Annotated in this window: 13 protein-coding genes and 1 pseudogene; 7 read left to right on the top strand and 7 right to left on the bottom strand. The window is 67.1% G+C overall.

All coding sequences use genetic code 11. The features are described 5' to 3' along the window. Nucleotides 1-285: 285 nt before the first annotated feature. The 3 genes from EBO15_RS20645 to EBO15_RS20635 all read left to right on the top strand — a co-directional run bounded on the left by EBO15_RS20645 (nt 286) and on the right by EBO15_RS20635 (nt 2,614). Nucleotides 286-1,461, top strand: a complete 1,176-nt coding sequence (locus EBO15_RS20645) for a DUF5753 domain-containing protein (protein ID WP_147481579.1) — start codon at nt 286-288, stop codon at nt 1,459-1,461. Nucleotides 1,462-1,537: 76 nt separating this feature from the next. Then, nucleotides 1,538-2,365 carry an SAM-dependent methyltransferase gene (locus EBO15_RS20640; RefSeq protein ID WP_233616321.1) on the top strand — a complete coding sequence of 276 codons (828 nt, stop codon included), beginning with the start codon at nt 1,538-1,540 and terminating at the stop codon, nt 2,363-2,365. A gap of 57 nt (nt 2,366-2,422) precedes the next feature. Beyond that, nucleotides 2,423-2,614 (top strand): hypothetical protein, encoded by a 192-nt coding sequence (locus tag EBO15_RS20635; protein WP_122196062.1) that lies wholly within the window; start codon nt 2,423-2,425, stop codon nt 2,612-2,614. A 79-nt stretch (nt 2,615-2,693) separates the two neighbouring features. On the opposite strand, the gene EBO15_RS20630 is transcribed toward EBO15_RS20635, so the two are convergent. Beyond that, the gene (locus tag EBO15_RS20630; RefSeq protein ID WP_122196061.1) at nt 2,694-3,023 is read right to left on the bottom strand and encodes a hypothetical protein; all 330 of its coding nucleotides are present in this window, start codon (nt 3,021-3,023) and stop codon (nt 2,694-2,696) included. Nucleotides 3,024-4,216: 1,193 nt separating this feature from the next. Here EBO15_RS20630 and ltrA point away from each other — a divergent pair. After that, nucleotides 4,217-5,971, top strand: coding sequence for a group II intron reverse transcriptase/maturase (gene ltrA, locus EBO15_RS20620; protein WP_122196060.1), 1,755 nt, complete (start codon nt 4,217-4,219; stop codon nt 5,969-5,971). 191 nt (nt 5,972-6,162) lie between these two features. Beyond that, nucleotides 6,163-6,624 (top strand): GNAT family N-acetyltransferase, encoded by a 462-nt coding sequence (locus tag EBO15_RS20615; RefSeq protein WP_122196059.1) that lies wholly within the window; start codon nt 6,163-6,165, stop codon nt 6,622-6,624. Nucleotides 6,625-8,219: 1,595 nt separating this feature from the next. Here EBO15_RS20615 and EBO15_RS43690 read toward each other — a convergent pair. Both EBO15_RS43690 and EBO15_RS44300 read right to left on the bottom strand, forming a co-directional pair. After that, a complete protein-coding gene (locus EBO15_RS43690; RefSeq protein ID WP_147481578.1) occupies nt 8,220-8,870 on the bottom strand; it encodes a hypothetical protein in 651 nt (216 codons plus the stop codon). A 285-nt stretch (nt 8,871-9,155) separates the two neighbouring features. Next, nucleotides 9,156-9,296 carry a hypothetical protein gene (locus EBO15_RS44300; RefSeq protein ID WP_158628299.1) on the bottom strand — a complete coding sequence of 47 codons (141 nt, stop codon included), beginning with the start codon at nt 9,294-9,296 and terminating at the stop codon, nt 9,156-9,158. 216 nt (nt 9,297-9,512) lie between these two features. On the opposite strand from EBO15_RS44300, the gene EBO15_RS43685 reads away from it, so the two are divergent. Further along, nucleotides 9,513-9,698 (top strand): DUF4352 domain-containing protein, encoded by a 186-nt coding sequence (locus EBO15_RS43685; RefSeq protein ID WP_147481577.1) that lies wholly within the window; start codon nt 9,513-9,515, stop codon nt 9,696-9,698. A gap of 692 nt (nt 9,699-10,390) precedes the next feature. Here the strand turns inward: EBO15_RS43685 and EBO15_RS20600 are convergent. Then, nucleotides 10,391-11,452 (bottom strand): AraC-like ligand-binding domain-containing protein, encoded by a 1,062-nt coding sequence (locus EBO15_RS20600; RefSeq protein WP_199744694.1) that lies wholly within the window; start codon nt 11,450-11,452, stop codon nt 10,391-10,393. A 132-nt stretch (nt 11,453-11,584) separates the two neighbouring features. Beyond that, nucleotides 11,585-11,950: pseudogene (locus tag EBO15_RS20595) on the bottom strand (ABC transporter ATP-binding protein); the annotation flags it as partial. Nucleotides 11,951-12,082: 132 nt separating this feature from the next. Here EBO15_RS20595 and EBO15_RS20590 point away from each other — a divergent pair. Continuing rightward, complete coding sequence (locus EBO15_RS20590; RefSeq protein WP_122196056.1) at nt 12,083-12,547, top strand: exonuclease/endonuclease/phosphatase family protein; 465 nt, start codon at nt 12,083-12,085, stop codon at nt 12,545-12,547. 21 nt (nt 12,548-12,568) lie between these two features. Here the strand turns inward: EBO15_RS20590 and EBO15_RS20585 are convergent, their stop codons facing one another. Continuing rightward, complete coding sequence (locus tag EBO15_RS20585) at nt 12,569-13,168, bottom strand: NUDIX hydrolase (protein ID WP_199744693.1); 600 nt, start codon at nt 13,166-13,168, stop codon at nt 12,569-12,571. A 465-nt stretch (nt 13,169-13,633) separates the two neighbouring features. Continuing rightward, on the bottom strand, nt 13,634-13,777 hold the full coding sequence (locus EBO15_RS44295) for a hypothetical protein (RefSeq protein WP_158628298.1): 144 nt from the start codon (nt 13,775-13,777) through the stop codon (nt 13,634-13,636). Nucleotides 13,778-14,533 lie beyond the last annotated feature (756 nt).

Here is a 14,533-nt window from a genome sequence, read left to right as displayed (position 1 = left end):
CCGGGTGTGGGGGCGGCATCCGGCCGTCATCCGGGAATGCATCCGGATAGGTCCGCGTGCATCATGATTCGTTATGCGGGATCCCGCGGTGGGCCCCGGTGCGTTCCCTATTCGGAATGTGTCGTCCGACCTCCACCGCGGGCCGCCGATGGTGGGATCATGTGCTCTCCGCGCGGCCTGCCCCCCGGGTTCCGGTGGTGCAGGTCCAGGTCGCGCAGGTAGGTGACCTTGAACAGAACGGGCCCCAGGGTTATGACAGATGATCGCGTTGGCCGCTATGACGCGGTGATCTCGCTGCTGGACGTCAACCGGAGCACCGCCGGATCGCCCAGCTATCAGACCATCGAAGATCTTTCAGCGGAACTGGCAAAACAACTGGAAGTGGCAGGCGTCAAAGTTGACGGCGAGGAAGTCGAGAAGCTTCCGCATTCGACCACCAACGACATTTTCAAGCGGCAGCGTGACCGGCCGCGTCAGCGGTTGCGATGGCAGCTGGTGGTGTCCCTGTGGGTGACGCTGCAGCGACACGCGGAGATGAAAGGCATCGACCTCGGTCACATGGTTCCCCTGGAGGACCTGAAGCGTGTGTTCGAGGCGGCGGAGAAGGGCCGACCCCACGTTCCGGGCACTCTGGTGCCGTCGCCGGGCGGGCCCGCTGCGGTGATGCTCCCTCGCGTGCCCCACGAACTCGTGCGCAGGCAGGACGCGGCGGGTCTACTCTGCGGCCCGTCTCGCCACACCCCTGGGCAGCCTCGCCAGAGCCTGGGAGGCACAGGTCTCGGGGGCCGACGCCGGGAGCCGGACGGGGAAGTGTGGCCCGTGCTGGACGGGCTCAGCCGGGACGCTGCCTGGCGTGACTACCAGGACATCGTGCCCTGGTGGCTGCTGGGATTCCTCATGGCCGAGTCGTCGGGGGTGTCGATGATCCGAACCTATGCCCCGAACACGATCCCGACCCTGCTGCAGACCAGCGAGTACGCCCGGCAGCTGATCCTCCGAGACCTGCCCGACGTCTCCGCCCAGGAGCTGACCCGGCGCGTGGAGCTGCGGCTGTGCCGTCAGGAACTGCTCCACCAGACGGCGCCGCCCAGGGTGTGGATGGTGCTGAACGAGCTCGCGGTCCGCGACGACATGGGCAGCTCCACGATGATGCGCGCACAGATCAGGCACCTGATCGCACTTGCCGGGCGCCCCAACATCGTCCTGCAGATCATGGGCGCCGACGAAGGCGGCCAGGCCTTCACCGGGCCGCTCACGGTCCTGCGGTTCACCGACCCCGCACTCAGCGACATCGCGTTCCTGGAGAATCCCGGCGGCGCCGAGCTCGCCCTGTACCCCACGCAGCGGCGCGAAGTGGACTACTTCACTGCCCACTTCGAGAAGCTGACCGCGGCGGCATGCTCCCCGCGGGATTCGGTCCTGTTCCTTGATGCCCTCCTGCGGCCGCCGTCTGTCAAATGACTGCCGAATTCGTGCACTCGGCCTTGAGCCTTTGGTGTGATGGGAGTGGCGCCACCTCCCAGCCCAGGAGACCACGATGGCCACCGGCCCCGATGACCTGTCCTGTCTGCAATCGGACCTGATGGGCGGCATCGACACCAGCACTCCCAACGCGGCCCGGATCCGGAACTACTGGCTCGGCGGGAAGGACTACTTCACGGTCGACCAGGACACCGGCGACGCCTTCGCCCTGGTCTACCCGGAGATCTTCGCCCTGGCGCGGGCCGAACGCGCCTTCACCGCTCGCGCCGTCCGCTGGATGGTCACCTGCGCAGGAGTCCGGCAGTTCCTGGACGTCGGCACCGGCCTGCCCGCCGACGACCACACCCACCAGGTCGCCCAGGCCGCAGCCGCCGATTGCCGCGTGGTGTACGTCGACAACGACGCGATGGTCCTCAACCACTGTCAGGCGCTGCTCACCAGCACCCCCGAAGGCGCCACCGGATTCATCGACGCCGACCTACACGACCTCGACCGGATCCTGGACCAGACCGGTCAGCTACTCGACTTCACCCAGCCCATCGGCCTGCTGTTCATGGGCGTCCTCGGCCACATCCTCGACTACTGCGACGCCCGCGACATCGTGTCCCGACTCCTGCGGGCCCTGCCACCCGGCAGCTACCTGGCGCTCAGGGACGGCACCGACATCAACTCCGCCTTCGCCCGCGCACAGGACGGCTACAACGCCTCCGGCGCCATCCCCTATGTGCTCCGCAGTCCCCAGCGGATCGCCGGGTTCTTCACCGGCCTGGACCTGATCGACCCCGGGGTCGTGCCGCTGCCCCACTGGCGACCCGACCCCAGCAGCCGGCCAGCCCCCGCCGCGGCGGACGTCTTCGGCGGCATCGGCCACAAGGCCCGATGACCCCGCCTATCCTCCGACAGGACCCCCCGCCGAGGTGAGCCGTCCCCGTGGTCGCGGATGCTCCAGCAGCACGAGCACCAGGGTGCCCCGTTCAAGCGCGCGCTGGCGGCCCTCAGCGGCCCCGAACCCGGCGCACCGGTCGCCCTACGGCGCGACGCCGCACGCGGGCACGACGACGCGACCCGGATCCGCGCGGACATCGCCCACGACATCGGCGTCAAACACTGGGGACAGGACACGAGCGCCTGACCAGACGCCGCAAGCCCCTTGAAAACCGAGGGGCGGCGGCCATCCCCGCAAGGGCGGGGACCGCAAGGTCGACCGAGACTCAAAGGATCTGTCTACCGGTCCATCCCCGCAAGGCGGGGAACATGCGATGTCGGCGCCGCGTTCCCCCCGCCCGCAAAGCGCCCGGGCGGGGGCGAGCAGCGCCGCGCTGAGCGTAGGCGCTAGGGACGGGCGGCGTCCAGGGGGTCGCGGCCGGGTTGGTGGAGAGCGAGGCCAGGCTCCCGGCGATCTTCTTGAACCCGCCGTCGCCGCTGGCGACCTCCTGCCAGCCTCCGGAGCCGAGAACGAGTTCGCATGTTCCGTCGACCGCGGCGTTGCCCATGACGACCAGCGCGCCGATGAGCCCGGTGCTGACCCCGGCGACCAGCACCTGACTTCCGCCGCCTGGCCGCCACGATCGACCGGCTACGCATCCACCGCCAACTCGACGAAGCCCTCACCCACGGCCCCGACCCCCTGCACCTGGCCACCGTCTTCGGACTCGATCCCAAGACCGCCATCCGCTACGCGGAAAACGCCCGCGTGCTCCTCACCGCAGCAGCCGAAGAACAAGCCCCGCCGGTTCTCCCGAACCCAAGGGTCCACCGCCCACATGAAGCCTGAGCATCCTTCGGTTCGCCTCGAGGAACCCTCAGTCCGCCTGAACTCTGGGGATTCTTGGCCCGGGACTCGGGTTCGTGTCACCCGAGGCAAAGTAGCTCTGCGTGACGGTTGTGACGGTGTGCTCGCAGAAATGACCGGTTCTGCGAGGTCAGCGCGCCGCCACGTTTCCGCAGGTCGCCGTCTCGCAGAACGTCCCTCACAATCCCGAGGTTCTGCGAGACCGTTCCGCGAGGCTCTGACCTGCATGAACTATCTACTTTGGGGCTGGTGACACGGACCCTTGCGACATGAGGTCGCACGCGTTGAGTGAGTACGTAGAAGGAGGCTCGATGTTGTCGAGTGCGTAGTCCGGGTCAGTGTTCGAGACCTGTCCCCGCCCTGACGTGCGTCGCGGGCAACTGCGAGGTGCGGAGCTCAGGGTAAGTCCAAGGGCTCCCGATCCGTCCGGGGGCTACAGGCGGGGGAAGGCTGGGTGGGGCGAACGACCGTGAATCCTCGCTGATGCCTCGTCATGTCAACGCTCCGGGACGGGCAAGAAGGTCCGGAATGGGAGAGGCCAGCCGTTGGAAGGCGGCAGACGGCGGTTGAGGAGGGTCCTCGACCGTGTGAACACCGTTGCCTCCGGGGTACAGAGGACGCCCGGCCCCAGCCGTGTCTCATGCGTGCGGAACATGGAAACCCCGTCAGGGTCCGCGACCGGGAAGTTGCCCGGAAGCGGTAGGCCGACCGTGAGGAGAGCTGAACTCCCTGCCGGGAACAGGATGCCTAAGAAGCGAAGGCCGGCGGCCGAAAGGCGACAGGAACCCGGGGCATGAAGATCAGCTCCTCCGCTGAGGTCCCGCATAACTGGCCGGATATCGGGCCTGGTGCCCGTGCCCGTGAAGGTGCTGACGTGGGCAGGTGAGCCTTTGAAGACGAAGTGTCGATGCCGTTGATACCGAAGGGCAAGTTGGACACCACATGGTGAACGGACCGGAGGGCCTCCTCCTCAACGTCGATGCCGACCGATGGGAACACATCGAGTGGCGGACCGTTGAGGACGAAGTACGGCGGCTGCGGGGCAGGATCTTCAAGGCGGTTCAGGAAGGTGACTGGCCCAAGGCCAGGAACTTGCAGAAACTGATGCTGCGGAGCCGGGCCAACACGCTGCTCAGCGTGCGCCAGGTGACTCAGCGGAATGCTGGCCGCAAGACCGCGGGCATTGACGGGGAGGTCGCACTGACCTCCGAGGCCAGGGCGAAGGTGGCGGTGCGTGTGCATTCCACCATCGGCACCTGGAATCCGCGCGCGGTCAAACGGGTGTTCATACCAAAGGCCGGTAGCGCAGCAAAACTGCGTCCCCTCGGCATTCCGGTGATCATGGATCGGTGTCATCAGGCACGGGTTCGTAACGCGCTGGAACCCGAGTGGGAGGCCCGGTTCGAGCCCAGATCGTATGGGTTCCGGCCGGGACGTAGTTGCCAGGACGCGATTGAGTCCATCTTTCAGGCCACTTGCCAGAAGCTGGCAAAACGGACCTGGGTGCTGGACGCCGACCTGGCGGCGGCTTTCGACAAGATCGACCACTCGCGGCTGCTCGAAGCCATCGGAGCGTTCCCCGCCAGGGACATGGTCCGAGCCTGGCTGAAGGCAGGAGTGTTCGAGACCGGAAAGGGATTCGCGCCGACAGGGGAGGGAACTCCTCAAGGCGGGGTGATCTCACCGTGCTTGCTGAACATCGCGCTGCACGGCCTGGAGGCCGCCGCAGGGGTCCGCTACCACACCGGCTCACGGGCCGGGGACACGGTGGCGGGCTGCCCGATCGTGGTCAGATACGCCGATGACGTTGTCGCGCTCTGCCACAGCCAGGAGCAGGCCAAGCAGGTAAAGGAGCGGCTCGCCGAGTGGCTGGAACCCAGGGGTCTGGTCTTCAACGAGGACAAGACACGAATCGTGCACCTCGGTGAGGGGTTCGACTTCCTCGGGTTCCACATCCGCCGCTATCCCAACGGCAAGCTGCTGACCACGCCGAGTGCCCCAGCGGTGAAACGGCTGAAGCTGCGGCTCGCGACCGAGATGCGCGCTCTGCGCGGCTCGAACGCGAAGGCGGTCATCTCCCGGCTCGACCCCATCGTCCGGGGATGGGCCGCCTACTACCGCAGTGTGGTGTCGTCCGAGGAGTTCGCCTCCTTGGACCACTACGTATGGGCGCTCACCTTCAAGTGGGCCAAACACAGCCACCCGAACAAGCCGACGTACTGGACCGTCAACCGGCATTTCGGCAAGTTCAACAAGTTCAGGAACGACAAGTGGGTGTTCGGCGACCCCGAAAGCGGCGCCTACCTACCCAAGTTCGCCTGGAACAACATCGTCCGGCACACCCTCGTCCAGGGCAGGGCATCACCCGATGATCCTGACCAGGTCGAGTACTGGGCCGAACGGCGCAAGCGGGTTAAACCCCCGATAGACCGGTACACGCTACGCCTGCTCACCAGGCAGGACGCGCGCTGCCCGCTCTGCGGAGACCACCTGCTGACCGCCGAGCAACCGCCACAGTCGCCTGAACAATGGGCACACTGGTGGCTGCACGTCACCCGTCGAGCGATCGCGAGCGATTACCTCGTGCACCACGGGAGACCCAGCTCACCGGACGGTGATCAGACCCGCCTCGTTCACGCCTCCTGCCACCGTGGATATCTCGCCCACCAGCGCAGGAGCCCAGCACAGCAAACCTGAACCGCCCCGGCGGCTTGCTTGAGCCGTGTGCAGCGACGAGTTGCACGCACGGTTCTGAGGGGGCCCCGGTGCAGTAATGCACCGGGGCTACCCGGCGAGCCCCGGGCCGACAACTGGCGCTGGGGCTCGACCGGGGTCTGCCGAGTGAAATCCCTTCGTCCCAGAAGGGCAAGGTAGGTGATACTCGCCCCATGAACAAGATCATCTTGCGAACTGCCGAGCCCGATGAGGCGGGAGTGCTCACAGCGCTGACACGGCGGTCGAAGGGGCACTGGGGTTATCCACAGGCGATGCTGGATCGGATGGCGGAAATGCTGTCGGTCAGCTCCGCCACCATTCGTGACGGGCATGTTGTTGTCGCGGAGCGGGACGGTGCGGTGGCGGGCTATTACCAGATCACAGGCGAACCTCCGCACGGCGAGCTGGCAGACCTATTCCTCGAACCTGAGGTGATCGGCACCGGGCTGGGGCGGACGCTCTGGGAACACGCCGTCGCCTCGGCCCGCAGCGCGGGCTTTCACACCTTGACCCTGGAATCCGACCCTCACGCCGAAGGGTTCTACCTGCGAATGGGAGCCGAGCGCATCGGCGAACGAGAGGTCGCCCCAGGCCGGGTGCTTCCGGTCTTGAAGGTCGCCATCCACACGACATGACAGCCCCAGGCGGGGGTGGGACAAATGCTTCACGCTCCCGCCGAGCTGATCAACGACCTCGGCATCCCCACTCCCGGACTCACCGCGACCATCCGTCAGCATCTCCAGGAGGCCGGCCCCGTTGTCGCACGCCGCTATCAGATTACCTACGGTAACCATCCAGGCGGGGCTCCACGGGGAACCGGCGACAGTCGAATACGGGAGCTCACCAGTACGCTGCCCCGTCCCGCCATCGTGAGCTGTGGTGTGGTGGTCGGCTGGCCACCTGGTCTCGGGCGCGGTCCTGGGCGAGTCGGTAGGAGCACTAGCGAGGTACGCAAGTCGACTTGCGTACCTCAAGGGCCCTACGGGGCCGCGGGTCACCTCGTAGTTGCGTAAGCGCGCTTACGCAACTACGAGGTGACGGGCCCGCGATGGGCTGAAGTTCACGGGAGTGGCTACGCGCCTCGCGGGAGGTGCCGGCGGCGGCGGAGCGGGACCCCTCAGTTCCGCCCGCCGTCGCCGGAGACTCGGGACCACAGCCTGGCAGGTCGCCACCCCGGCCACGCGGAAGGCCCGGGCAGGGCCGGGCTTTGGCCACACGTAGATCAGGTTACACAAATCTTGCGTCACAGCTTTCTCAAAAGCAAGTCGGCCGCGTCCGAGCACCTCGGGCCACGGTCACGGTGACCTGGCCGACACCAAGAGCCCCTCCCGCAACTCCGTGACACGGTCCAGTGGCCGACCAAGGCCCTCGTCATGCGCGATCCACCCACGACTCCGACATATCCCACTTAAAGGTGCGCGTCACGCGAGGTGGGACGAATGGCGCGAACATGAGCTTCAGTATCCAACCAGTCTCCATCTATCCCAATGTTGACATGGATTCCGCTCACAAAATCGCACGAGTCGATGACGCTCCGTCCCCGCAGGCATGGGTGCACACATTGCATGTGAAGCTGCACGTCGCGCACACATCGACACGTCCCGCAGACCCTAGATTCCCGCTGTGAGGAACAAAGCCCTCGCGATCACCAGGAGTCGCTAGTGAGAATCCGCAAAAAGGCCATGGCGTCACTCATGACGCTCGCCATCACAACGGGAGTCGTCTCCGCCGTTTCCACCCCGGCTCACGCCGAGATCTGGAACTGCAATTGGACTTACTATCAGTGGGCCTCCGGCTGGAAAGAGACGTACGCAGGCGTCCGTTGCGACGGGTATGGCTCTACTACCTACAGGGCCGTCGCCCAGTGCAACACCGACCGATATCCATATACGACTACCCTCTATGGCGAATGGGCACCCCCTGGAAGGACAAGCGAAGTGTACAGTGGGTCCTGCGTAATTAATCCCGGTCACTACTGGATGGAGTCCCGGGCTTAGGCTCTGCGGGTCACTGTCGCCGCTCTCCGCATCAGGGGCCATCTGTGCAATTCCACCTTTCGGGCATTTGAACTGATCGCCGATCCCCAATTGCGCGGCCGTGCGGCCGGGTATGAATCTTTGGGACGTTTGGTGGCGATGAGACTCACCCTCAGGCTCGACAAATAGTTATGGGCCGATGGGAACAAGCTTGCGCCTGCTGAGCCTCCCATCGGCCCCATGCACATGACCACTCACAGAGTGTTCAGATTCATCGAACGGCGCGCCGCGGCAAGGCCGCCGCTCACCCGGTTATGTGCTGTACGCGAGCATCTGCCCGGTCGCGACGGCGATGACGTCCCCCACCCTGTACAGCGGGCGGCGCGCCTTCCCGGTGAACGTGGCGGCATGGTCGCGCGGCTGAAGCTTTCCGCGCTCCACCCCATGCGGACCGTGGATTCGGCGACGAGGACACCGAGTCCGGTGCAGGCCATCGCGACCCACGACGATGACCCGAGCAGATGCTCGCATTCGCGCCGCATCCATTCGCGGCGGGCCTCGACGTCGTGCACGGCGCGGCACTCCCGGCACCGTACGTTCGTCGCGCCCGGCTTGGCGTACAGGGCGATCTCGCAGGCGTTGCAGGGCCCGGCATACACGTAGCCGCGCGGTCGGTCGATCGCGCGGCGTGCACCGTGGACGGCATCGGTGATCTCCTCGTGGATCTCGACGACCGCGGGGTGCCGGAGCAGCCAGTGGGAGCGGGCATGGAGCCAGGCCGCCATCGACGGGAGCGTGCCGTGCAGCGGTGCGAGCATGGCGCGCGACGGGTGCTCGCAGGCCGCGCAGGCGGGGCCGTAGCGCTTGTGCGGCTCGCGCTCGCGCAGGTCGCGAACCCAACCCACGAGCGCGTTGCGGAGGGGTTCCTCGGCGAGGGAGGCGCGCTCGCCATAAGCGAGCGGGTCTCCGTCGACCTACCGCCGCCGGCCTTCGAGGTCTGCAGGGACAGGACGAGGTCGAGCTCCTGGACGAGCCAGGGTACGTCGGCGAGGGAGCGGGCGAGGTTGTTCGAACAGGCGCCGCAGATGGTGGCGGTGCCGGGCATGGTGCGGTCGCAGTAGGCGACGGGGCAGGTGAGCCCAGAGGTTCCCCCCGATCGTGGATGGGCTAGTGGTCGCAGGCGGCGCGGATCACTCGCGGGCCTCCGGGTATTCGCTGTCGGGCAGGACGTTGTCGAGAGCGCGGATGGTGTCGCAGGGCCATTCGGGGTCCTGGTACGGGTCGCCGGTGGAGCACCCGCACAGTGCGGTGCCGTACCGCTGGAGATCCACATGTTCCCTCGGGTGGGGATCTAGTGTGATGCGCCGCAAATCACGAGGGTAAGTTGCTGCCCTTTTCTGGTGTCGCATTCTGGGCCTTCTGCTGTGTCGATCACGCTGTCTGAGGACGAGCGTGCCGAGTTGGTGCGTCGGACGGGGGCATGGGACCGAAGGCGGCCGAGCGGGCACAGATCATTCTGGCGTGCCGACGGCATGTCGAATGCTGCTGTGGGGCGGCCGCCAGGCGAATGGGCGGACGACTGGTTCAGCGTCCCGCTCTACCCAGCACCACCGCCGAAGGTCGTGCGAGTCGGCGACTGCGTCCGGGGATGGGTCCTGTTCGAGATCCCCAAGGGCAAGCATCCGACACGGATGGAGTACAACCCGGTGAACGACTTCATGACGTCCCCATGAGCGGGCCGCGCCGGCAGCTCAGCGGTTGATGAGCAACTGCGACGGTCCCCGAGGACGGAGCGTGTCGAAGGCGCGGATCACGCCACCGACTGGTTGTCGTTTGGGACGACGAACCGTGTTCGAATCCTGTGCGGTGTGATCACGGCCACGCTGGTGCTGGTTGGCTGTTCCGGCCGGGACGGCGGCTCGCAAGCGGCCGGATTCGCTCGGCAAGCGTGCGAGCGGATACACCGAAGCGTCAAGGGCAGCGCAGCGAACAGCCACGAGCAAGTTGTGCCGGCCAGCCAGGCAGAGGGCCAAACAGCGAACCTGTCCGCCCGAGCCGCGCGGATTGATCCCCGCTGGGATGACCTCAATCGGGCTCCATCTGCGTGGGTCGAGGCGTATCGCTGGATGGTCGGTCTCCCCAACCCGGACCGCATGAACTACAGCGAGAACCAGGCGGCGCAGGTGTGGAGGGGGCGCGTGGAAACGGCCCTGTCCACGATGGGGGCTGAATGCCGCAAGGCTTCTGCCCCGCCCCGCTAGCGGCGGACGTCGGCGGCAGGGAGCATGGAGGGCCGGCGGGAACAGGCTTGCGCCTGATGAGATTCCGTCGGCCCCTTGCACATTGACCACTCACAGAGTGCTCGTCCCCTCGTACGGCGAACCACGGCAAGGCCGGGCCTCCGCGCGCTGCCACATGCGGGCCCTCATGACGGGCCTGGGACCAACGCTGGCATCTCACCATCAGCCGCGGCGTCCGAGGCGTGTTCTCGGGTGCCGAGGATGTGGTGACGGTAGTCGCTGGGGGTGGTTCCGTAGACGACGCGGAAAAGGCGGCTGAAGGCCGGGGCGTTGGCGAAGCCCCAGCGGCCGGCGATGGCCTGGACCGGCTCGTCCTGCAGTCTCGGGGAAGAGAGGTCAGCGCGGCACTGCTCGAGTCTGCGGCGCCGGATTGACTCCGCGACCCCCTCGGGTTCGCCCTCGAACAGCGTGTAGAGCGTCCGCAGCGAGATGTGGTGACGGTCGGCGATCAGGCGGGGAGTCAGGTCGGGCTGGCCCAGGTTCTGGTCGATGAAACTGTTGATCCGGCGGAGCAACACGTGAGCGCGGACCTCGGCTGGAGTTTCCCGCTGGGCTCCGAGCTGTTGGGCGAGGCTGGCGGCGACCAACTCCACCGCCATGCTCCCCAGGGCGTCCAGGCTGCCTGGACAGGTGTCAGGGCCATTGATGGTGAGCGAGAGCAAGAAGTCTGACAAGACCACCTCTAGCCCTTTGCCGGCGGTGAGGCGCCGAGCCAGGAACCGGTCAACCTGCTGAGCCGGCAGCGGCATCACGGCCTTGGGAATTTGGAGGACGACCGCCTCGACGTCGCGGCCGTCCAGTCCCGAGCCGTATTCATAGGGGCGGGAGGTGTCCCACAGTGCCATGTCCCGAGGTTGAAGGCTCGCCTCGAATCCATTCTGCGTGAACCATGCGGCACCTTTGAGGAGCAGCACCAGCTGGTACTGCTCCGGGTCCCCCGCGCGGATCAGTCTCGGCGTTCGGCGCGAGAGAAGCGGGGAGTGGGTGAACCTGGCCACCCGAATGGCCCCGAGGCCCAGCAGAGTCCCTTCGGCATGGAATTCGTCGGAGTTGGTGGGGTGGATCTCCGACGGCATCGACGTACGGGACAGCACTTCGGTGTACCAGCCGACCTTATCCGCCATGGACCCGGCCGCGTCGAGTTCGCCACATCGCCCCAGAGGGGCCTCATCTTCCGCAACGCGCACACCAGGCACGTTACAAGATCACGCCGACCGGAGGCAGCCCCGTCGGCCCAGCCATCGGCGCACGCATTGCACAGCAAAACCGCACGCGATGCATACCCTGCTTGGGCGAAGTTGATCAACACTCCTTCCAACCTCGATCCAAGCCTCGACGAAGTTCATGGCGGGGGAGCCGATGAACCCGGCGACGAACAGGTTCACGGGGTGGTCGAACAGGCGCTGCGGGGTGTCGACCTGCTGGAGCTTGCCCTCGCGCAGGACGCAGACGCGGGTGCCGAGGGTCATGGCCTCGACCTGGTCGTGCGTGACGTACACGGTGGTGACGCCGAGGCTCGCGTGGAGCTGGCTCAGCGAGGCGCGCATGGACACGCGGAGCTTGGCGTCCAGGTTCGACAGCGGCTCGTCCATGAGGAACGCCTACGGCTGCCGGACGATCGCGCGGCCCATCGCGACGCGCTGGCGCTGGCCGCCGGACAGGGCGGCGGGCTTGCGGTCGAGGTACTGCGCGCCGACGGCTACAACGTCCGCCTCCACCCCGCGTGGAGCGCCGCACGCCACCACACTCTGATCGCCACCCACGGCTTCACCACCGAGCTGATCACGCCACAATTGCCCGACCCTCGGATCGTTGCCGTGACCCTCGGCTCACCAGCCGCCACGACCGCCGTGCAGCTGGTCGGGGTGTACGGGCCGGCCAACGGGATGACCGACGACAGCAGCACCCGCCGCCACGACTTCCAGCAGCAGCTCCTGGCCTACCTGCACGGCCTGGACACAGCACGCCTGTGCATCGCCGGCGACCTGAACGTGATCGAGCCCGGCCACGTCCCGGCACTGCCGGCGTTCCGCCAACACGACTACGACTTCTACACCGGCCTGATCGGCCTGGGCACCCAGGACGCCTACCGTCACAAGAACCCCACCGGCGGCCAAAGCTGCCTCAGCGACCGCTACGGAGCCCAACACCTTGACCACGCCCTGGCGAGCCCCCATGTGGGGACCATCGACACCTGCCTCTACGACCACACGCCACGGGTCGCGCGGCACACCGACCACGCCGCTCTGCTCGCTACCGTCACCCTGGCGGATTCACGGTGACGGGCCGCCCGGCCGCTGCGGTCAGGAGACGTCCACGGGCTCCAACGCGGCAGCGACCTTCCTCACGAACCGGCTCATCTCCGGGTCGAAGCAGTTCTCGGCCTGCCAGCCTTCCGGGTCGTCCAGCTGGAACCAGCGCACCGCCGAGAACTCCGCTGGGTCAGGCGTGATCGGCGAGCGCCGCGGCATCGACAGCACGAACCAGAGCGTGACGTCGGTGTGCGAATGCGGAGGGACGGTCTCGGTGACCGAGAGGAAGGCCGGCCCGTCACCGAACCGGGAGTGGAACCCCGGGTCCACATCGAGCTCTTCCTGAAGTTCCCGCACCACGGTCTCGCGGGGATCCTCGTCGGGGTCGACGTGACCACCGGGGCACAGCCACCGCCGCGCCTTGAGGTGGCTGACGAGCATGATCGCCCCGTCGTCCTCGTCCAGCAGGGCTGCGTAGACGGCGAGATGCTCGGGCGGGGTCATCGGCTTCTCCTGGCGGAAGATCTCCGCGCTGGAATCGATCCACTCGAGCATCCATTTCTGGTCGGAGCTCTCCCGGTCGTCGTAGGCGTCGACACCTGCGACCAGGTCCCGGATGAGCCCCCGAATCGGATTGTCCTCGATACGCACAACACTCCTCTGGGTTCCCGCGATCGGAGCCAGGCCGGGAGCCCACCGAGGCGACCAGCACGCTTGGGGCCAAAGCGCCCCGAGAGTCTTCAAGACCCTCCCAAGGCTCACTCGAACCCTCACGCTCCGGTGAGTTTGGTGAACAGCGTCCGCGGCTTCGGCTCGCTCTTGGTGAGGTGCCCCGGCCGTCCGCCCATCCTCTGACACCTGGAGGCCCCCGGCCGGGGCCACCTGCAGACACTCCCGCTGATCGACAACTGCGCCCCCGCTGGTCAACTACTTCCACCTCGGAGTCACCCCCGCCAACCGGCACCTGTTCCTCGCCGCCCAGCGCACCTGCGCCCTGCTGTTGCGGGGTCTTGCTCATGTGCGCGCGTTTTGGAGGTGCCGCGTCGCGCTCCCCTCCCCTGGGGGCCCGCCGCGGACCCGGGCTGTGTGGCCGGTGGCGTCCGCCCAGGGGGCGGGTCAGGTCTGGTCGGTTTCCTGGTTGGCGCGGGCGATGGAGTGCAGGCGCTGGTTCAGCTCGAGGAGGCGGGCCAGTTCGGCTTCCTGAGGTTCGGGGCCTGGTGGCATGGTGAGGCTGGGGTAGGCGCCCAGGCGGTGGGACACCCTCGATCGGTGTCCGCGGCCGGGGTGGGTTCGGTCTGACAGGGGCCCAGGCCGGCGGCGAACAGGGTGATGGGTCGCTCGAGGCGTCGCGCGAGCGCCTCGCACACCAGGGGACGGACGGGGACCCGTGGAAGGGTCCCCGACAGCCAGTGGTGAACCGCGGTGTCGTCGTAGCGCAGGTTCAGACCTGCCTCGCGGCCCAGGCGGTTCACCGCGCGCGCGAGCTGCCCGGGAGTCCATCGCGCCTGCTGGAGTAACGCCTCGAGGGCGGTGTTCGACTGGCGGTTGCCGCGGCCTGCCATCAGCGGCTCCCCGAACTTTCAGCACTTCAGCCTCGGCTCCAGCCTGCCCCCTTCAACGGGACCGCAGAAGCGATTTCACTACAGCCAAGGCCACTTCGACGGGACGACCCCCGACGCAGGAGCCACACACGGCAAAAACTCCGAGCCGCGCCGACGTGCGCCTTAGAGGAAAACAACCAAGTCGAGCAACTGTTCACGCGGGGGCTGGCGGCTCGTTCGGGCAGCATGGCCGGGCGGTACACCAGCACGCGCCTGCACCGCTCAGGCCGCCGCAGGCCACGATTCCGGGAGGACGCCGTCATGACCGTCGACACACTGGAGAGCGCGAACCTCCGCGACCGCATGGTCGACCGGCTGATCGCCGACCAGGAAGGGAAGGGCCTCACGCTTCCGCCCTCGGTGGAGGCGGCGCTTCGGACCGTCCCACGGGAGCTGTACGCGCCGGACACCCCGA

Source organism: Actinomadura harenae, assembly GCF_003696215.1.
In the GTDB taxonomy this organism is placed as follows: domain Bacteria; phylum Actinomycetota; class Actinomycetes; order Streptosporangiales; family Streptosporangiaceae; genus Spirillospora; species Spirillospora harenae.
Note: the sequence above shows the minus strand (reverse complement) of the source record. Positions and strands in the feature narration are given on the sequence as shown.